The organism is Bradyrhizobium sp. USDA 4473, assembly GCF_054063335.1.
In genome coordinates this window covers 269,013-287,562 of record NZ_JBSSGE010000001.1, presented here as the reverse complement: position 1 = coordinate 287,562, position 18,550 = coordinate 269,013, and the positions used below count along the sequence as shown (strand labels likewise).

15 protein-coding genes, 1 tRNA gene and 1 pseudogene are annotated in these 18,550 nt (G+C 64.7%); 6 read left to right on the top strand and 11 right to left on the bottom strand.

Annotated features, from left to right (window positions below; all coding sequences use genetic code 11):
* Positions 1 to 81: 81 nt before the first annotated feature.
* Entirely contained in the window at positions 82 to 924 is an 843-nt protein-coding gene (lgt, locus tag ACVW17_RS01370) for a prolipoprotein diacylglyceryl transferase (protein ID WP_456750126.1), read from the bottom strand.
* A 15-nt stretch (positions 925 to 939) separates the two neighbouring features.
* On the bottom strand, positions 940 to 1,674 hold the full coding sequence (locus tag ACVW17_RS01365) for a dienelactone hydrolase family protein (protein WP_456750125.1): 735 nt from the start codon (positions 1,672 to 1,674) through the stop codon (positions 940 to 942).
* 177 nt (positions 1,675 to 1,851) lie between these two features.
* Here ACVW17_RS01365 and ACVW17_RS01360 point away from each other — a divergent pair, with 177 nt between their 5' ends.
* The 4 genes from ACVW17_RS01360 (at position 1,852) to ychF (ending at position 4,914) form a co-directional block, all read left to right on the top strand.
* Positions 1,852 to 2,112 carry an accessory factor UbiK family protein gene (locus ACVW17_RS01360; RefSeq protein ID WP_038388183.1) on the top strand — a complete coding sequence of 87 codons (261 nt, stop codon included), beginning with the start codon at positions 1,852 to 1,854 and terminating at the stop codon, positions 2,110 to 2,112.
* 263 nt (positions 2,113 to 2,375) lie between these two features.
* Positions 2,376 to 3,101, top strand: coding sequence for a 50S ribosomal protein L25/general stress protein Ctc (locus ACVW17_RS01355; protein WP_456750124.1), 726 nt, complete (start codon positions 2,376 to 2,378; stop codon positions 3,099 to 3,101).
* Positions 3,102 to 3,156: 55 nt separating this feature from the next.
* On the top strand, positions 3,157 to 3,759 hold the full coding sequence (gene pth, locus ACVW17_RS01350) for an aminoacyl-tRNA hydrolase (RefSeq protein ID WP_456750123.1): 603 nt from the start codon (positions 3,157 to 3,159) through the stop codon (positions 3,757 to 3,759).
* 57 nt (positions 3,760 to 3,816) lie between these two features.
* Positions 3,817 to 4,914 (top strand): redox-regulated ATPase YchF, encoded by a 1,098-nt coding sequence (gene ychF, locus ACVW17_RS01345; RefSeq protein ID WP_456750122.1) that lies wholly within the window; start codon positions 3,817 to 3,819, stop codon positions 4,912 to 4,914.
* Positions 4,915 to 5,159: 245 nt separating this feature from the next.
* Here ychF and ACVW17_RS01340 read toward each other — a convergent pair whose 3' ends face one another.
* The gene (locus tag ACVW17_RS01340) at positions 5,160 to 5,435 is read right to left on the bottom strand and encodes a metal-sensitive transcriptional regulator (RefSeq protein WP_456756288.1); all 276 of its coding nucleotides are present in this window, start codon (positions 5,433 to 5,435) and stop codon (positions 5,160 to 5,162) included.
* 65 nt (positions 5,436 to 5,500) lie between these two features.
* Between ACVW17_RS01340 and ACVW17_RS01335 the strand changes: the two are divergent.
* Positions 5,501 to 7,892 (top strand): annotated as a pseudogene (locus tag ACVW17_RS01335) (heavy metal translocating P-type ATPase).
* A gap of 105 nt (positions 7,893 to 7,997) precedes the next feature.
* On the opposite strand, the gene ACVW17_RS01330 reads toward ACVW17_RS01335, so the two are convergent.
* The 3 genes from ACVW17_RS01330 to trxB all read right to left on the bottom strand — a co-directional run bounded on the left by ACVW17_RS01330 (position 7,998) and on the right by trxB (position 11,338).
* Positions 7,998 to 8,912 (bottom strand): 4-hydroxy-tetrahydrodipicolinate synthase family protein, encoded by a 915-nt coding sequence (locus tag ACVW17_RS01330; protein ID WP_456750120.1) that lies wholly within the window; start codon positions 8,910 to 8,912, stop codon positions 7,998 to 8,000.
* Between the two features lie 537 nt (positions 8,913 to 9,449).
* Positions 9,450 to 10,370, bottom strand: a complete 921-nt coding sequence (locus ACVW17_RS01325; RefSeq protein ID WP_028344089.1) for a LysR family transcriptional regulator — start codon at positions 10,368 to 10,370, stop codon at positions 9,450 to 9,452.
* A 2-nt stretch (positions 10,371 to 10,372) separates the two neighbouring features.
* Entirely contained in the window at positions 10,373 to 11,338 is a 966-nt protein-coding gene (gene trxB / locus ACVW17_RS01320) for a thioredoxin-disulfide reductase (protein WP_456750119.1), read from the bottom strand.
* Between the two features lie 281 nt (positions 11,339 to 11,619).
* On the opposite strand from trxB, the gene ACVW17_RS01315 reads away from it, so the two are divergent.
* Complete coding sequence (locus tag ACVW17_RS01315) at positions 11,620 to 12,099, top strand: Lrp/AsnC family transcriptional regulator (protein WP_028333106.1); 480 nt, start codon at positions 11,620 to 11,622, stop codon at positions 12,097 to 12,099.
* Between the two features lie 307 nt (positions 12,100 to 12,406).
* Here the strand turns inward: ACVW17_RS01315 and ACVW17_RS01310 are convergent, their stop codons facing one another.
* The 5 genes from ACVW17_RS01310 to ACVW17_RS01290 all read right to left on the bottom strand — a co-directional run bounded on the left by ACVW17_RS01310 (position 12,407) and on the right by ACVW17_RS01290 (position 18,502).
* Entirely contained in the window at positions 12,407 to 12,802 is a 396-nt protein-coding gene (locus ACVW17_RS01310; RefSeq protein WP_456750118.1) for a DoxX family protein, read from the bottom strand.
* Between the two features lie 352 nt (positions 12,803 to 13,154).
* Positions 13,155 to 13,628, bottom strand: a complete 474-nt coding sequence (gene greA / locus ACVW17_RS01305; RefSeq protein WP_456756287.1) for a transcription elongation factor GreA — start codon at positions 13,626 to 13,628, stop codon at positions 13,155 to 13,157.
* A 197-nt stretch (positions 13,629 to 13,825) separates the two neighbouring features.
* Positions 13,826 to 17,290 carry a carbamoyl-phosphate synthase large subunit gene (gene carB, locus ACVW17_RS01300; RefSeq protein WP_456750117.1) on the bottom strand — a complete coding sequence of 1,155 codons (3,465 nt, stop codon included), beginning with the start codon at positions 17,288 to 17,290 and terminating at the stop codon, positions 13,826 to 13,828.
* Positions 17,291 to 17,659: 369 nt separating this feature from the next.
* Positions 17,660 to 17,735: transfer RNA gene (locus tag ACVW17_RS01295), tRNA-OTHER, on the bottom strand.
* Positions 17,736 to 17,812: 77 nt separating this feature from the next.
* Positions 17,813 to 18,502, bottom strand: a complete 690-nt coding sequence (locus ACVW17_RS01290) for a class I SAM-dependent methyltransferase (protein WP_456750116.1) — start codon at positions 18,500 to 18,502, stop codon at positions 17,813 to 17,815.
* Positions 18,503 to 18,550 lie beyond the last annotated feature (48 nt).

The window sequence follows — 18,550 nt, the reverse complement described above, 5'->3', positions numbered from 1 at the left end:
CCCGGACAGCTTGATCAGCCTCCTGATCTCATCCAGCAGCGGGGAGGGTTCGCTCACGGCCTTCCTTGGATTGCACTTGCGTCACGTTGCATTCGGCGCCGGCCCGTTCGCCCTGCGGCGGACGGCGGACGTGATGATGATAGCGCCCACGATAATCATTGGCACCGACAGCAGCATCCCCATGGTTAATCCGCCCCACAGGAATCCGAGCTGCGGATCGGGCTCCCGGAAGTGCTCGCCGATGATTCGGGCGATGCCGTAGATGGTGATGAAGCTGCCGAGGATCAGGCCGGGCCGCTTCAGTGCGCCCAGCCGGATCATGATCGCCAGCGCCGTGAACAGCACGATGCCCTCGAGGCCGGCCTCATAGAGTTGGCTCGGATGGCGCGGCAGCGGTCCGCCATTGGGGAAGATCATCGCCCAGGGCAGGCTCGGATCGGCGTGCCGGCCCCACAATTCGCTGTTGATGAAATTGGCGAGCCGGCCGAGGAACAGTCCGATCGGCGCCACCGCGGTTGTGATGTCGCCGAGCGACAGGATCGGGATGTTGTTGCGGCGGGCAAACAGCATCACCGCGGCGACGCAGCCGAGGAAGCCGCCGTGGAACGACATGCCGCCCTTCCACAGCTCGAGAATCTCGGACGGATGCGCCATGAAGAACGGCAGATTGTAGAACAGCACGTAGCCGGTGCGGCCGCCGACGATGATGCCGATGGTGACCCAGAGGATGAAATCGTCGAGCTGCGGCAGCGTGATCGGCACCTCGCCGCCCCACAGCCGCTGCTTCTTGATCAGCGAGCGGGCGTAGATCCAGCCCAGCACGATGCCGACGATATAGGCCAGCGCATACCAGCGGATCACGATCGGCCCGAGCGCGAGCGCGACGGGGTTGAACACCGGGAAGTCGATCAGCAGGAACGGCATCGTGCAGGTTGAGGCTCAGTTCACGAGGTTGCGCCGGTAGAGCGCGAGCAGCCGCTCCCAATGGCGTTCGGCGGCGTCGCGGTCATAGACCGGGCGCTTGGGGAAGGCAAAGCCGTGATGCGTGCCGGGATAGACCTCGACCTCGTTGCTCGATCCCTTCATGCCGGCCTTGACCTGCTCGATGATTTCCCGAGGCGCGTAGATATCGGTCTCGGCGCAGGCGAAATAGAGTTCGGCCTTGGTCTTTTGCGCGGCAAGGTGCGGGCTGTCGGGCTGGTCGGTCGCCAGATGCGTGCCGTAGATCGAGGCGGCGGCCTTGACCCGATCGCCGAAATGCGTCGCCGCGTTCACCGCATAGCGGCCGCTCATGCAATAGCCGACGGTGCCGATGATGTCGGTGTTGGCAGCCTTCTGGGTCTCGGCATAGGCGAGCAGGCCTTTGGTGTCTTCCATCACCAGCGGGATGTTGATGGAGTTCATGTATTCGAACATGCGCTTGCGCTCGGGCGCGTCGGGGTCGGGCGGTATCGGACCGAGCTCCATCACGCCGGACCGATAGTACAGATTGGGCAGCATCACATAATAGCCAGAGGTGCCGAGCCGGCGCGCCATGTCGCGCAGCTCCTCGCGGATCGCCGGTGCGTCCATGTAGAAGATCACGACCGGGAAGGGGCCGCCGCGCTCGGGATGGGTGATGAAGGTGGTGGTCTTGCCGTCCTTGGTCGGGATCTCGACGGTCGCTTCGATCATGGCGTTTCTGCTCGCGTTATGTGTGCGATTTCTGTTGTGAGTTCATACGATTGCAAGGAAACCGGAGCATGACAAGGCGGGCTCACGGGAGGCCTGCCATTCGCGGCGGACTTGAACCGGATGGCTGACATCGCCATTGTCTTATCGCGATTCAGTGAACGCGGAGAGTTTTGCGACATGACCCAGACCAGCAACCGGTTTTTCGACGAGATCGGCCGTCTGATGAACGACGCCGCCGGCGCCGCCCAGGGCGTCAAGCGCGAGGTCGACACGGTCATGCGCAATCAGGCCGAACGGATCCTGCGCGATCTCGACGTGGTCAAGCGCGAGGAGTTCGACGCGGTCAAGGACATGGCCCGCCTGGCGCGCGAGGAGAACGAGGCGCTGAAGGCAAGGATCGCGGCGCTGGAAGCCAAGCTCGGCGGTTCGGCGGGCTAGCCCCTTCTGTAGCCCGGATGGAGCGCAGCGAAATCCGGGGGCGCCATCCGTGGATCAATTCCCCGGATTGCGCTTCGCTGCATCCGGGCTACGTTCCCGCCGTGGGCCAAGCAAGAAAAATCCCTGCATTTCCTTGTCATTTCGGGCCTTTGGGGCTAAAAGCCCGCCACGTCCGCGGCCCCCGCACCCCTGGAGGCTTGCTGTGGACTTGAGCATGGGCCGCGCTGCGGCCTTTAACTTTTTAAATACAAGGACTTAACGCTATGGCGACCGTCAAGGAATTGAAGGCGACCGCGCGTCCGAAGAGCGGCAAGGGGGCCGCCCGGGCAGAGCGTCGCGCCGGGAGAGTTCCCGGAGTGATCTACGGAGACAACCAGCCCCCCGTCACCATCTCGGTCGACGACCGTGAACTGCGCCAGCGCATCCTGGCCGGCCGGTTCCTGACCACGCTGTTCGATATCGATGTCGAGGGCAAGAAGCACCGCGTGATTCCGCGCGACTACCACCTCGACCCGGTGAAGGACTTCCCGCTCCATGTCGACTTCATGCGGCTCGGCGAAGGCGCAACCATCCGCGTCAGCGTGCCGCTGCACATCGTGAACGGTGAAAGCTCGCCGGGCGTCAAGCGCGGTGGAACCGTCAACATCGTCACCCACGCCCTCGATCTCGAGTGCTCGGTGGACAACATTCCGCAGTACATCGAGGCCGACGTCGGCGCGCTCGAGATCAGCTATTCGCTGCATCTCTCCGACGTCAAGCTGCCGAAGGGCGTGAAGTCGCTAACCCGCGAGGACGCGACCCTCGTCACCATCGTGCCGCCGTCCGGCTACGCCGAAGAGCAGAAGGCCGCGGCTGCGGCGGCTGCTGGTGGTGCTGCGGCTCCGGCCGCGGGTGCTGCGGCTCCGGCTGCTGCCGCTCCGGCTGCGGGCGCTGCGGCTCCGGCCGCGGGTGCCAAGGCTCCCGCCGGCGGTGGCGACAAGAAGAAGTAATCGATCAGGTCGGCGCGCGATCCTCTGATGGCGCGCCGATTCGGGATGCCGCGCCATGCGCCTTTTTGTCGGTCTCGGTAATCCCGGTGCGAAATACGCCAGCAACCGACACAATATCGGTTTCCTGGCGGTCGATGAGATTGCACGGCGTCATGGTTTCGCACCATGGCGCCGTCGCTTTCAGGGCGAGACTGCCGAAGGCGCCATCGATCGTGAGAAGGTCGTGCTGCTGAAGCCGACCACCTTCATGAACGAGTCCGGACGCGCGGTGCAGGAAGCGGCAAACTTCTTCAAGCTGGTGCCCGCCGACGTCACCGTGTTCCAGGACGAGCTCGAACTGCCGCCCGCCAAGGTGCGGGTCAAAGTCGGCGGCGGGATCGCCGGCCATAACGGGCTGCGCTCGATCTCCGCGCATATCGGCAACGACTATCGGCGGGTGCGGCTCGGGATCGGTCATCCCGGCGTCAAGGAGCTCGTGCACAGCCACGTGCTGTCGGACTTCGCGAAAAGCGACCGGGCGTGGGTGGAGGCCTTGTGCCAGGCCATCGCCGACAATGCCGGCCTGCTGGCTGCGGGACACGACGCCTCGTTCGCCAACAAGGTGCATCTGACGATGCAGGCCAAGGGATTTTTCGACACCAAGGACGAGGGGCCCTAGCGGACCCTCGCCACTCAGTTCAGCCGCGCAGCGTGTGCGCGAGAGATCGGGACGAACATGGGATTTAAATGCGGGATCGTCGGGCTGCCTAACGTCGGCAAGTCGACGCTGTTCAATGCGCTGACCGAGACGGCGGCCGCCCAGGCGGCGAACTATCCGTTCTGCACCATCGAGCCGAATGTCGGCGAGGTGGCGGTGCCCGATCCGCGGCTGGAGAAGCTCGCTGCGGTCGCGAAATCCGCGCAGATCATTCCGACCCGGCTGACCTTCGTCGACATCGCAGGGCTGGTCCGCGGCGCGTCGCAGGGCGAAGGCCTCGGCAACCAGTTCCTCGCCAACATCCGCGAGGTCGATGCCATCGCCCACGTGGTGCGTTGCTTCGAGGATTCCGACATCACCCATGTCGAAGGCAAGATCGCGCCGCTCGCCGACATCGAGACCATCGAGACCGAGCTGATGCTGTCGGACCTCGACAGCCTCGAGAAGCGCGTCGACAATCTCGCCAAGAAGGCCAAGGGCAACGACAAGGAAGCCAAGGAGCAGCTCGAGCTGGTCAACCGCGCGCTCACATTGCTGCGCGACGGCAAGCCGGCCCGCGGCATGGAGCGCAAGCCGGAGGAGGAACGTGCGTTCCGCATGCTCGGGCTGTTGACCTCGAAGCCCGTGCTCTACGTCTGCAACGTCGAGGAAGGCTCGGCCAAGGACGGCAACAATTTCTCCAAGGCGGTGTTCGAACGCGCCAAGGAGGAAGGTGCGGTCGCGGTCGTGATCTCGGCCAAGATCGAATCCGAGATCGCGACGCTGTCGCGTGCCGAGCGCGCCGAGTTCCTGGAGACGCTGGGCCTCGAAGAGGCCGGCCTCGATCGGCTGATCCGCGCCGGCTACCAATTGCTCGACCTCATCACCTATTTCACCGTCGGCCCGAAGGAAGCCCGCGCCTGGACCATCGACCGCGGCACCAAGGCGCCCGCCGCCGCCGGCGTGATCCATACCGATTTCGAGAAGGGTTTTATCCGCGCCGAGACCATTGCCTATGACGATTACATCGCCGGCAACGGCGAAGCCGGGGCGCGCGACGCCGGCAAGCTGCGGCTGGAAGGCAAGGAGTATGTCGTCGCTGACGGCGACGTGATGCATTTCAGGTTCAATACCTGATCGGTTTGTTCAGCGGCGCATAAGCGCGGCTCTCTCCCACGTCGTCCCGGGCAAGCGACTTGTCCGCCGCAGCTCAACGAGCGAAGGCGGAAGCGCGAGCCGGGACCCGTAACCACCGGGCGCAGTCGCTGCGCGTCGCTGTGGCCCCAGCTCGCTCCATCCCACCGTTCGGTGGTTATGGGTGCCCTGCTTTCGCAGGGACGACACTGAATGTGCGGCGCCGCTCTCGCTTTCGTCGGAAGCGACTACCGATCCGCCCGCCCGATCACATCCATCAGCTCGGCGATCTTGCGCCGCTGGTCGGCCTTGTCGCCGGACGAGATCGCGTGCTCCACGCAATGCGCCACATGATCGCGCAGGACCTCCTCCTCGACGCGGCGCAACGCCGCGCGCGCGGCTGCGATCTGCGTCACCACGTCGATGCAATAGCGGTCGTCCTCGACCATGGCGGCCAGCCCACGGATCTGACCCTCGATCCGTTTGAGCCGTTTTAGACAGGATGCCTTGACCTCGTCTCTCATAGGCCTCATATACCCCCCTAGGGTATGTAAATCAAGAGGCCGGGATATCGGCCGGGAAGAGTTTCGTGGCACAGGCAAAGCACGACCACTCGCACGCCGATCATCATCATGGCGCGGCCGCGCAGTCCTGCTGCGGCGGCAAGCATGATCACGGCGCGACGCCGGCCGAGGCCGCGTTCGCGATCGATCCGGTCTGCGGCATGAAGGTCAACCCGGCGACCGCCAAGCACCGCTTCAGCTACAAGGGCGAGGAGTACCTGTTCTGCAGCGGCCGCTGCCGCGAGCGCTTTGAGGCCGAGCCCGAGAAGTATCTCAAGCCGCGCGAATCGGAGCCTCCGATGCCGGCCGGCACGATCTACACCTGCCCGATGCATCCCGAGGTGCGCCAGGTCGGTCCCGGCTCTTGCCCGATCTGCGGCATGGCGCTGGAGCCCGAGCAAGTCTCGCTCGACGACGGACCGGATCCCGAACTGATCGATATGACGCGGCGGTTCTGGATCGGTCTTGCGCTCACCTTGCCGGTGTTCGTGCTGGAGATGGGCAGCCATCTCGGGCTGATGCATCTGGTGCCGATGGGCTGGTCGAACTGGATCTCGTTTGTGCTGGCGACGCCGGTCGTGCTGTGGGCCGGCGCGCCGTTCTTCGCGCGCGGCTGGCAGTCGGTCGTGACGCGCAATCTCAACATGTTCACGCTGATCGCGATGGGCACCGGCGTCGCCTATGCCTACAGCGTGGTTGCGACCCTGGCGCCGCAGCTGTTCCCGCCGGCATTCCGCGACATGCATGGCGCGGTCGCGGTGTATTTCGAGGCAGCCGCCGTGATCACGGTGCTGGTGCTGCTCGGTCAGGTGCTGGAGCTGCGCGCCCGCGCGCAGACCTCGGGCGCGATCCGGGCGCTGCTTGGGCTCGCGCCCAAGACCGCGCGCCGCATCACCGATCATGGCGACGAGGATATCGAGATCGACGCCATCAAGGTCGGCGATCGCCTGCGCGTGCGCCCCGGCGAGAAGGTGCCGGTCGACGGCGTCGTGATCGAGGGTCGCGCCATCATCGACGAATCCATGGTGACCGGTGAATCGATGCCGGTGACGAAGGCGGAAGGCGCCAACGTGATCGGCGGCACCCGTCAACCAGAGCGGCGGCGTCGTGATGCGCGCCGAGAAGGTCGGCCGCGACACCATGCTGTCGCGGATCGTCGACATGGTGGCGAAGGCACAGCGTTCGCGCGCGCCGATCCAGCGGCTCGCCGATCGCGTCGCCGGCTGGTTCGTGCCGGCGGTGGTCGCCGCCGCCGTGTTCGCCTTCATCGCCTGGTCGGTGTTCGGTCCCGAGCCGCGCCTGACCTTCGCGCTGGTCGCGGCCGTCACGGTGCTGATCATCGCGTGCCCCTGCGCGCTGGGGCTCGCGACGCCGATGTCGATCATGGTCGGTGTCGGCCGTGGCGCGCATTCCGGCATCCTGATCCGCGACGCGCAGGCGCTGGAGCGGATGGAGGCGATCGACACGCTGGTGATCGACAAGACCGGCACGCTCACCGAGGGCAAGCCGAAGGTCACCCGCATCATTGCCGCCGAAGGCGTTGACGAGAGCGATCTGCTGCGCCTGGCTGCAAGCGTCGAGCAGGGCAGCGAGCATCCGCTGGCGCAGGCGATCATCGCGGCAGCCAAGGAGCGCAAGATTTCAATATCCGCCGTCGGCGATTTTGCCTCGCCCTCCGGTAAGGGCGCGACCGGCCTCGTCGAGGGCAAGCAGGTTGCGCTCGGCAATTCGGTGCTGATGGGCGAGCTGAAGATCGCCACGTCAACGCTGGATGAGGCCGCCGAAGTTGCGCGGCGCGACGGCGCGACCGCGATCTATGTCGCGGTCGATGGCCGTATCGCCGGCGTGATCGCGATCGCCGATCCGGTCAAGTCGTCGGCTGCGAATGCACTGCAGGCACTGCGCGGTGAAGGTCTGCGCATCGTGATGCTGACCGGCGACAACGAGACCACCGCGCGTGCGGTGGCGAAGACGCTTGGCATTGACGAGGTCGAGGCCGGCGTGCTGCCGGAGCGCAAGAGCGAGGTCGTGCAGCGGTTGCGCGGCGAGGGCCGCATTGTCGCGATGTCCGGCGACGGCGTCAACGATGCGCCGGCGCTCGCCGCCGCCGATGTCGGCATCGCGATGGGCGGCGGCACCGATGTCGCGATCGAGAGCGCCGGGATCACGCTGCTCACCGGCGACCTGACGGGTCTGGTCCGGGCGCGGCGCTTGTCGGTCGCGACCATGCGCAACATCCGCCAGAACCTGGCCTTCGCCTTTGTCTACAACGCCGCCGGCGTGCCGATCGCGGCCGGCGTGCTGTACCCGTTGTTCGGCATCCTGCTGTCGCCGATGGTCGGCGCCGCCGCGATGGCGCTGTCCTCGGTCAGCGTGATCGGCAACGCGCTCAGGCTGTCGCGGGTGAAGCTGGATTGAGGCAACGAGATCGGTAGCCCGGATGCAGCGAAGCGAAATCCGGGGTCGTCACCTCACGGTGAGACCGGCCCCGGATTTCGCTTCGCTGCATCCGGGCTACAAGAGTCACGCCGGCAGCAGCAGTTGCGCGCGGCGCTCCATCTCGGCATCGAGCCAGCTTGCGAGATCCCCGCTCACCTCGACCATCGGTAGCCGCACCTCGGGGCTGTCGATCAGCCCCTGCCGCCACAGCCAGTGCTTGGCCGGCGCGGGGCTCGGTTCGGCGAACAGCAGCCGCGTCAGGCCGACGACGCTCTGCCACGCAGCCAATGCCGCGTCGCGCTTGCCCTGCTGCAGCAGCGTGCGGATCGAGGCAAAAATGTTGGTCTCCAGATGCGCGGAGAGCAGGATCGCGCCGTCGGCGCCGTCCGAGAGCGCATCGAAGGTTTGCGCATCCTCGCCGGTCAGCACGCGGAAGCCGGCCGGCCGCCGGTTGAGGAAGTCGATCGATTGCGCACGGTCGGCGCTGCAATCCTTCATGCCGGCGATGTTCGGATGGTCGGCGAGCGTCAGCAGCGTCTCGTTGGTCAGGTTCACCGCCGTGCGATAGGGGATATTGTAGAGCACGATCGGCCACGACGCGTGATCGGCAAGCGCGTTGAAGTGCTGCAGGAGGCCGCGCTGCGAGGGCCTGGTGTAGTAGGGGCTCGCGATCAGATAGCCGTTGATCGGCCAGTCGGCCGTGTCGTCCAGCGCGTCCTTCATCTTGGCGGTCGAGGCGCCGGAGAGCCCGAGGCAGACCGGTAGATGGCGGGAGCTGGCACTGAGCTCGTCGAGCACGACGCTGACCAGCCCCTCCATCTCATCCGTGCTCAGCGCCATGCCTTCACCGGAGGTCGCGCCGAGGATGAAGCCGTCGACGGGCCCGCTGGCGTAATGCCGCACGAGGCGGCGAAGCGACGTGGCGTCGAGTTCGCCGCCGCGGAACGGCGTGATCAGGGGCAGCCAGAGGCCCTGCAATTGCTGGTGTAGCTCAGTCATGTTCCATCTCCTCAGAGGACAAAGCCGGAGACGGGACCAACAAAAAACCCCGTCCAGGCGGCGGGGTTTCGGGATCGGTTTGAATGCGAAGGTGATCTTATCGCGCGCGATCTCGTGTCCCCGGGAGGGGAGCTTTTTTCGACGAGAGAGCGGCGCACGAAGTCGTGATCATGCGATCATGATGCTGCGCTGCGAGGTTGTTGTCAATGCACACGCTGACCGGGACGTGCGGCACGTTTTTGCATGACATTGAGGTGAAAGGGCATACGGATGAAAAAAAGCCGGGCTCGAGTGAGCCCGGCTTAAGGTATTGGCCACGTGAGGCCGACACAATCACCTTCCAAGAGGGATTACTGAACTTCCGCGCCACTGGAGGAGGGGGACATATGCGCGACGCGACCGCTCAGCGTGTCAACACTATGATCCCCATCGACGGCATGCAGCAACTATCCAGGTCGCATGTCAGTCATGCGGAGATTCAGGGGCCTGTCGGGGCCGCGCGGCAAGCCCATAACCCGGCCCGTAAGGCCGGCTTAATCAGGACGGCCAGCGCTGTGCCTTGCTGACCACGAAGTCGCGGAACACCTGCACCCGGGCCACTGTCTTCAGCTCTTCCGGATAGACGAAGTAGGTGTCGAGCGCGATCGAGTCGGACTCGCCGAACAGCTGCACGAGGTTGTTCTGTTCGACCAGATAGTCCGGCAGCGCGGCGATGCCGAGGCCCTGCTGGCAGGCGCGCACCAACCCCAGGATGTTGTTGACCTTGAAGTAGGGTTCGCGCGGACCGGAGCCGTTGCGGCCGGCATCGATCAGCCAGCTGCGGTTCTGCAGATGCGGCGGCACCTGCGAGTCGCCGAGCATGATGATGCGGTGCGAGTCGAGATCGTCGAGCGTCCGCGGCGTGCCGAAGCGTTTGATGTATTCCGGCGAGCAATAGGCGTGGAAGCCGATCGAGAACAGCTTGCGCTGGATCAGGTCCGGCTGGGTCGGCTTGCGGGTGCGGATCGCAACGTCGGCCTCGCGCATCGACAAATCGAGATCCTCGTCGGTGACGATCAGCGAGATCCGGATGTCCGGGTAGAGCGCGGTGAATTCGTCGAGCCGGGGGATCAGCCAGTTGATGCCGAGCGCCGGCGGGGTCGTGATCTTGAGGTCGCCGCTCGGCCGCTCGCGGCTGTCGGTGAGCTTGGCGCGCGCCGCCTGCAACTGCATGAAGACGTCATGCGCGGTGCGGAACAGGAGGTCGCCCTGTTCGGTGAGGATCAGGCCGCGGGCATGGCGGTGAAACAGCGAGACCGAGAGCTCCTGCTCCAGCGCGCTGACCTGGCGGGAGACCGCCGATTGCGACAGGCCGAGCTGCTCGCCGGCATGCGTGAAGCTGCCGGCCTCCGCCGCTGCGTGAAAGACCTTCAGCTTGTCCCAATCCATATCCGTAAATCCGTCGCGAGATCGTGCCATGATTATTCCGCCGCTGCGCGATCGCTCGCGCGAAGAGCCAGGAAGCGTTCGGCCTCGAGCGCAGCCATGCAGCCGAGGCCGGCCGCGGTGACCGCCTGCCGGAAGGTTTCGTCCGCCACGTCGCCGGCCGCGAACAGGCCGGGCACCGAGGTCGCCGTCGAGTTCGGCGCCACCTCGACATAGCCCGACGGTTTCAGCTTGATCTGGCCTTTGACGAGCTCGGTCGCGGGCGCATGGCCGATCGCAATGAACACGCCGTCGGTCTTGAGGTCGGTCAGCGCGCCGGTCTTGACGTTCTTCAGCCGCACATGGGTGACCTTGTTCGGGTTCTCCGATCCGCAGATCTCATCGATCGCGGAGTCCCACACCACGTTGATCTTGGGATGCTTGAACAGGCGCTCCTGCAGGATGCGCTCGGCGCGGAAATGATCGCGGCGATGCACGATGGTGACCTGCGAGGCATGGTTGGTCAGGTACAGCGCTTCCTCGACCGCGGTGTTGCCGCCACCGACCACCACGACGTCCTTGCCGCGGTAGAAGAAGCCGTCGCAGGTCGCGCAGGCCGACACGCCGCCGCCCTGGAACTTCGCTTCCGAGGGCAGCCCGAGCCAGCGCGCCTGGGCGCCGGTGGCGAGGATCACGGTCTCGGCGAGATAGACGTCGCCGGAATCGCAGGTCAGGCGAAACGGGCGCTGGCCGAGTTCCAGCTTGTTGACGAGGTCGGTGACGATCTTGGTGCCGACATGGGCCGCCTGCTTCTCCATCTGCTCCATCAGCCAGGGGCCCTGGATCACGTCGGCGAAGCCCGGATAGTTCTCGACGTCGGTGGTGATGGTGAGTTGCCCGCCCGGCTGGATGCCTTGGATCAGGATCGGTTCGAGCATCGCGCGTGCCGCGTAGATCGCTGCGGTGTAACCGGCGGGGCCGGACCCGATGATGACGACCTTGGCGTGGACAGGCGCGGGCATTAGCTGATCCCTCTCTGCTGGGGACTTTGACGGGGACTTGTGTGGGAAGCACCCCGGAGCGGGTCACGGCGGTGCCAAAAGTGTCAAATCCAAGTCTAGGATATCTGGGAAGCTATGCAAGATTTGCAATCCATGGCGGCGATTTTTCCCCGGAACTGAAGTCACTTTCGCGAAATCGTGCGCTGCACGCGCAATAAAATTGCGCAACGCCGACTGGCTGGGCTATGAGAGTTGCCGGCGGATCTGCCCAACCTTCCAAACTCCTAGGGAACCGTAGTCGCGTGTCGAAGAACCTTGACGAGATCGACCTCAAAATCCTCGCCGAGATCCAGGCCGATGGCCGAATCACCAATGTGGAACTCGCCAAACGCGTCGGCATCTCGCCGCCGCCCTGCCTGCGCAGGGTCCGGGCGCTGGAAGAGGAAGGCTACATCCAGGGATACCGCGGCCTGCTCGATCCGCGCCGCCTCGGCTACGACGTCACCGTGTTCGCCTCGGTGCATCTGTCGAGTCAGGCCGATGCCGATCTGCGCGCCTTCGAGAATTTCGTGCGCGCCGAGCCGCTGGTGCGCGAATGCTGGATGCTTTCGGGCGAAGTCGATTTCATCCTGAAATGTGTCGCGCCCGATATGGCGACGTTCCAGGATTTCGTCACCCACCTCACCGCCGCGCCGCATGTGCGCAACGTCAGGACGTCGCTGGTGCTGCACAACTCGAAATATGAGGCGGCGGTGCCGCTGGGCGTAAAGGTGGCGGGCTAACCGCGTTCATCGTCATTGCGAGCGAAGCGAAGCAATCTACCTGCCCGCATGTGCCGAGCGATGGATTGCTTCGTCGCTTTAGCCCCAAATTTGCTCTGCAAGTTCGTCGCGAGCTCGTCGCCATGACGAGTGAGTTCGACGATTGCCTTTCGGCTGATCGTCTTCTTATCCCTCTCCCTGAAAGGGGGAGGGCTGGGTGGGGGTCAAGCCGCGGGCGAGAGCGCCTTCGTGGAAGCAGATCCCCACCCGGCTTGCGCTTTCAGCGCAAACCGACCTTCCCGTTGCAAGAGGAGGTGAGATCGCGCCGTTACCTCTTGCCCATCGCAGCGTCGACGCTGATCGGGCCGGGGCCCGAGGTTGCGAGATAGAGGCAGGCAAAGCAGAGCGCGATCGCCAGACTGCCGTTGTTGAGCAGCGGATAGAAGCCTTTTGGGAAATGGCCGATGAAGTAGGCGAAGGCCATTTCGCCTGCCAGGATGAACGCCACGATCCGCGAGAACAGCCCGATCATCAGCAGCCCTCCCAGGATCAACTCGAGAGTGCCGGCCGCTCCGATCAACGAGAACAGTTCAACTTTCTCGAACATCGTTCCGGGCGGGAATTTGAGCAGCTTGGCGACGCCAAACTGAAACAGCAGCAGGCCCGTGATGAACCGAAACAGGCTGAGTGCCAGCGGCTGAAGCTTTGAAAGTGTCTGGTCCATTGTCATTTACCCCCTGTTTGACACACTGGAACGTTGCACGATGCAGAAACACACGGTGTCCGCCACCGGAGTGTGATGTCAACACCTTGCGTCCGGAATCATTCCTCGCGTCGTGGCGCTTGCGAGAGAATGCAACGGTGAGACGGCGACGCGCAGCGATGCGTGTTGCGACGCAATCATCCAGGCGGACCCGGTCCCCCGACATGATTATACTGCATAATCATGTCATGGCCTCACTGGCATGCCGTGCAGCTGCTCTCCACTCACATTGCTGTCAGACGCGGCCAAAACGCAGGCACAAAAAAAGCCGCGTGCTGGACGCGGCCTTTTTGCATCAGTCACGTCAAAGTAACTACCGCCATTCGACCTTGGTGATCTCGTAGGCCTTGGCGCCGCCCGGCGCCATCACTTCGACGGTGGCGCCCTTCTTCTTCCCGATCAGCGCGCGCGCGAGCGGCGAGGTGATCGAGATGCGGCCTTTCTTGGCGTCGGCTTCGACCTCGCCGACGATCTGCCACACCGCCTTCTTCTCGGTGTCCTCGTCGATCAGCGTCACGGTGGCGCCGAACTTGATGGTGTCGCCGGACAGCTTCGAGATGTCGATGATGTCGGCGCGCGCAAGCTTGTCCTCGAGCTCGGCGATGCGGCCCTCGTTATGCGACTGCTCTTCCTTTGCGGCGTGATACTCGGCGTTCTCCGAGAGATCGCCGTGCGAGCGCGCTTCCGCAATGTGTTCGATGATGCGCGGACGATCCTCCGACTGGCGTCGCTTCAACTCGTCCGTCAGCGCGGCGTATCCGCCCGCGGTCATCGGAACCTTATCCATCATCTTCGTCCTTCTTCGTGCGCGCCCGGCGGCCGTGCACGAATATCCAGTTCAGCTAACGCAGGAATCAGGGCGTGAGTGCGCCCGGAAGCCCAGTGATTATCGGCCCCGCTAAGGGCCGTGACAACAATCCAAGCGCGCGGTGAGTTCCAGCCATTCGGCTAATTGACCGCTTCGAGCCTTCAGCCGGGCAGCGGTCAGCTTTCGGAAAAGTAACTCTGAAGCGTGCGGACCTCAAGGTCCCCGTCCCGATAGGCCCGGATCCCCCGTGCGGCGGCCACCGCGCCTGAAAGAGTGGTGTAATATGGCACTTTATGCAAGAGGGCAGCCCGCCGCAGCGAACGGCTGTCGGCCAGCGCCTGCGGACCTTCGGTGGTATTGAAGACCAGCTGGACGTCACCATTGGTGATGGCGTCGACGATGTGCGGACGGCCTTCGAGCACCTTGTTGACCTTTTCCGTCGGCACGCCGTTGTCGCTGAGGTAGCGTTGCGTGCCTGAGGTCGCCATCACCTTGAAGCCGAGCGAGTGCAACAGCCGCACCGCATCCGCGATGCGCATCTTGTCGTCGCCACGAACCGAAACAAACACCGTGCCCTGCCGCGGCACGCGCGTGCCGCCGCCGAGCTGGCTCTTGGCGAACGCGACCTCGAAGGAGCGGTCGATGCCCATTACCTCGCCGGTCGAGCGCATCTCCGGTCCGAGCACGGTGTCGACGCCGGGGAAGCGCGCGAACGGGAACACCGATTCCTTGACGCCGACATGGTCGAGCTTCTTCTTCTTCAGCTTGAAGTCGGCGAGCTTCTCGCCGGCCATGATCCGCGCCGCGATCTTGGCGACCGGCATGCCGATCACCTTGGCGACGAACGGCACGGTGCGGGACGCGCGCGGGTTGACCTCGAGCACGTAGATCTCGCCGTCCTTGATGGCGTATTGCACGTTCATCAGGCCGACCACGTCGAGCCCGAGCGCGAGTTCGCGGGTCTGCCGCTCCAGCTCCTCGATGGTGCCGGCGTCGAGCGAATGCGGCGGCAGCGAGCAGGCGGAGTCGCCGGAGTGGATGCCGGCTTCCTCGATGTGCTCCATGATGCCGACGATGAAGGTGTCCTTGCCGTCGCAGAGGCAGTCGACGTCGACTTCGGTCGCATCGGACAGATAGCGGTCGAACAGCAGCGGGTTCTTGCCGAGCACGGTGTTGATCTGCCCGGTCTTGTCGTTCGGATAGCGCGCCTTGACGTCAGCGGGCACCAGCTCCGGCAGCGTTCCCAGCAGGTAGTCGTTGAGCTGGGTCTCCTCGCGGATGATCTGCATCGCGCGGCCGCCGAGCACGTAGGACGGGCGCACCACCAGCGGCAGATCGAGATCGGTGGCGACCAGGCGGGCCTGCTCGACCGAATAGGCGATGCCGTTCTTCGGCTGCTTGAGGCGCAGCTTGTCGAGCACGCGCTTGAAGCGGTCGCGGTCCTCCGCGAGGTCGATCGCGTCGGGCGAGGTGCCGAGGATCGGCACTTCGGCGGCTTCCAGCGCGCGGGCAAGCTTCAGCGGGGTCTGGCCGCCGAACTGCACGATCACGCCGTGCAGCGTGCCGTTCGTGCGCTCGGTCGCGATGATCTCGAGCACGTCTTCGGCGGTCAGCGGCTCGAAGTAGAGCCGATCGGCGGTGTCGTAGTCGGTCGACACCGTCTCCGGATTGCAGTTGACCATGATGGTCTCGTAGCCGGCGTCCTCGAGCGCGAAGCAGGCATGGCAGCAGCAATAGTCGAACTCGATGCCCTGGCCGATGCGGTTCGGCCCGCCGCCGAGGATGATCACCTTCTTGCGATCCGACGGCGCGCTCTCGTCGGCAAGCGCGCCCGCGAACGGCCGCTCATAGGTCGAATACATGTAGGCGGTGGGCGAGGCGAACTCCGCCGCGCAGGTGTCGATGCGCTTGAACACCGGACGCACCCCGAGCGCATGGCGCTTGGCAGTGACCTCGGCTTCGGTCTGCTCCGTCAGCACGGCGAGCCGCGCATCCGAGAAGCCCATCGCCTTCAGCATCCGCATCGAGAATGCGTTGGCCGGCAGGCCGCTGCTGCGGACCTTGTCCTCCATCTCGACGATGCCGCGCAGTTCGGCGAGGAACCAGCGATCGATCTTGCAGGAGTTGAAGATCTCCTCGTTCGACCAGCCGAGCCGCATCGCCTGCGCGACCTGCAGCAGGCGGTTCGGCGTCGGGGTGCCGAGGGCTGCGCGGATCGCGTTCTTGTCGTCGCTGCGGCCGAGGCCCTCGATGTCGATCTCGTCGAGACCGGTCAGCCCGGTCTCCAGGCCGCGCAGCGCCTTCTGCAGGCTCTCCTGGAAGGTGCGGCCGATCGCCATCACCTCGCCGACCGACTTCATCGAGGTCGTCAGCGTGGAGGAGGCGCCGGGGAATTTCTCGAACGCGAAGCGGGGAATCTTGGTGACGACGTAGTCGATGGTCGGCTCGAACGAGGCCGGCGTGGCGCCGCCGGTGATGTCGTTGGCGATCTCGTCGAGCGTGTAGCCGATCGCAAGCTTGGCCGCGACCTTGGCGATCGGGAAGCCGGTCGCCTTGGAAGCCAGTGCCGAAGAGCGCGACACGCGCGGGTTCATCTCGATCACGACCATGCGGCCGTCGTCCGGATTGATGCCGAACTGCACGTTGGAGCCGCCGGTCTCGACGCCGATCTCGCGCAGCACCGCAATCGATGCGTCGCGCATGATCTGGTATTCCTTGTCGGTCAGTGTCAGCGCCGGCGCCACCGTGATGGAATCGCCGGTGTGCACGCCCATCGGATCGACGTTCTCGATCGAGCAGATGATGATGCAATTGTCCTTCTTGTCGCGTACCACCTCCATCTCGAACTCTTTCCAGCCGAGAACGGATTCCTCGATCAGCACCTCGTTGGTCGGCGAGGCATCGAGACCGCGCTCGATGATGTCGAGATACTCTTCCTTGTTGTAGGCGATGCCGCCGCCGGTGCCGCCGAGCGTGAAGGAGGGGCGGATGATCGCGGGCAGGCCGATGTCGGACAGCGCCATCAGCGCTTCGGCCAATGCCTGTTGCTGGTAGCGCTTGCGCCGCTCGTTCTCGCCGGCTTCCCATTTGCGTTCGAAGGCTTCGAGCTCGGCGCCGGACAGCTTGGCCTGATCGGCGAGGTATTTGTCGCGGTCCGACTTCTTCAGCGCCGAGGCGTTGGCGAGCCGCGACCGCGGCGTCTGCAGCCCGATCTTCTCCATGGCGTCGCGGAACAGCTGGCGGTCCTCGGCCTTGTCGATCGCGTCCGCCGTGGCGCCGATCATCTCGACGTCGAACTTCTCCAGCGTGCCCTGCTTGCGCAGCGACAGCGCGCAGTTCAGTGCGGTCTGGCCGCCCATGGTCGGCAGCAGTGCGAAGCCGCCGGGCACGACATGGCGTTCCTTCTCGATGATCTTGGCGACGATCTCGGGCGTGATCGGCTCGATATAGGTCGCATCCGCCAGTTCCGGATCGGTCATGATGGTGGCCGGATTGGAATTGACGAGGACGACGCGGTAACCCTCCTCCTTCAGAGCCTTCACCGCCTGTGTGCCGGAATAGTCGAATTCGCAGGCCTGGCCGATCACGATGGGACCGGCGCCGATGATCAGGATGGTGGAGATGTCGGTTCTTTTGGGCATCAGCTCTCGCGGACTGGAATTTGGGCACAAAAAAAGGGCGCGCTTCCCGCGCGTCCCTCGAGCCCTGCGCTACATGTTGTAGCGCGGGAAGCGCGATCCCTCGCGCGCGGGTGGTCTTTAGACCAGTTTCCGCACCCGCGAAACCCCCAAAAACGCCCAATCAACCGCGATTCTGGGGGAAAATCCGCATTCGGCGTATGCCCGGTCAGGGGTGGTCAGAACGGCCGTGTATCCGGTAGGAGCCTGGCTTCGTCCTGCGGGCCGGTTGCCCAGTCCGTCTACGCCTCCGCCATGCTCAAGCTGCGCCGGACACGCTTTGCCCCGCCGGTCCGGCGTGGCTGGCTACGCGAAGCCCGTGAGGGCGAAGCGTGGAGGCCCGGCCTGGATTTGAACCAGGATAAACAGTGTTGCACCACTGCCGCGTCGACGCTTCCGCCACCGGGCCGAGCGGATCATTGCTGATTATTTCAGCGGCCGCTACGTTTACCTTTGGTTAACCCTAATTTCTTCTGCAACCTTGGGTCAGTGGTGGGCCACGAATGTCATCCGCCACGGGTTGTGCCCGATGTTGCGCGGCGCGCGGGTGGCGCTGAAGCCGGCGGCGCCGAGCTTTGCGATCATCTCGTCCTCGCGGTAGCGCTGCAGCCCGATCCGGGTGCGCAGCTGCCGATAGTCCGACAATGCGGTTGAGGCCAGCCCGACCAGCGCATCGCGCAGGAAGCCGTGGGTCGCCGCGAAGCGCAACAGCGCCACGACATCTCTCGCCATGCCGACTTCGGGCCGCAGGATATCGCCGAGCACGAACCGGCCCGAGGGTTTCAGCAGGCGGTGGATTACGTCGAACGCGTTGTCGAGCTCCTGCGGCGTCATGTATTGCGCCACCGAGTTCATCACCACGAGGTCGATCGTATCCGCCTCCATGTGCTTCAGGTCATCGAGCGAGCGGACACGGATCCTGGTGTCGGGCGCAAAGCGCGCGACCAGCCGGCCGCGCACGCCGGGCGCAGGCTCCGCCAGATAGAGCTGCGCGCAGGCATTGGCGACCTTGGTCGCCGACAGCGCCTCGCCGCAGGCATAGTCGAGCACCACGGCGTCGGGTGACGTGATGTAGCCGATGATGTCGTTTGCGATGACCTGGAAATGCAGGTCGCGGTGCAGTCGGCTCGCATAAATCGTATGTGTGGAATCGTAATAATCGATCCATTCATCCATCGCGTTTGGTATCCGGCAGAACGGGTTCCTGGTCTCCAGGAACGGGTG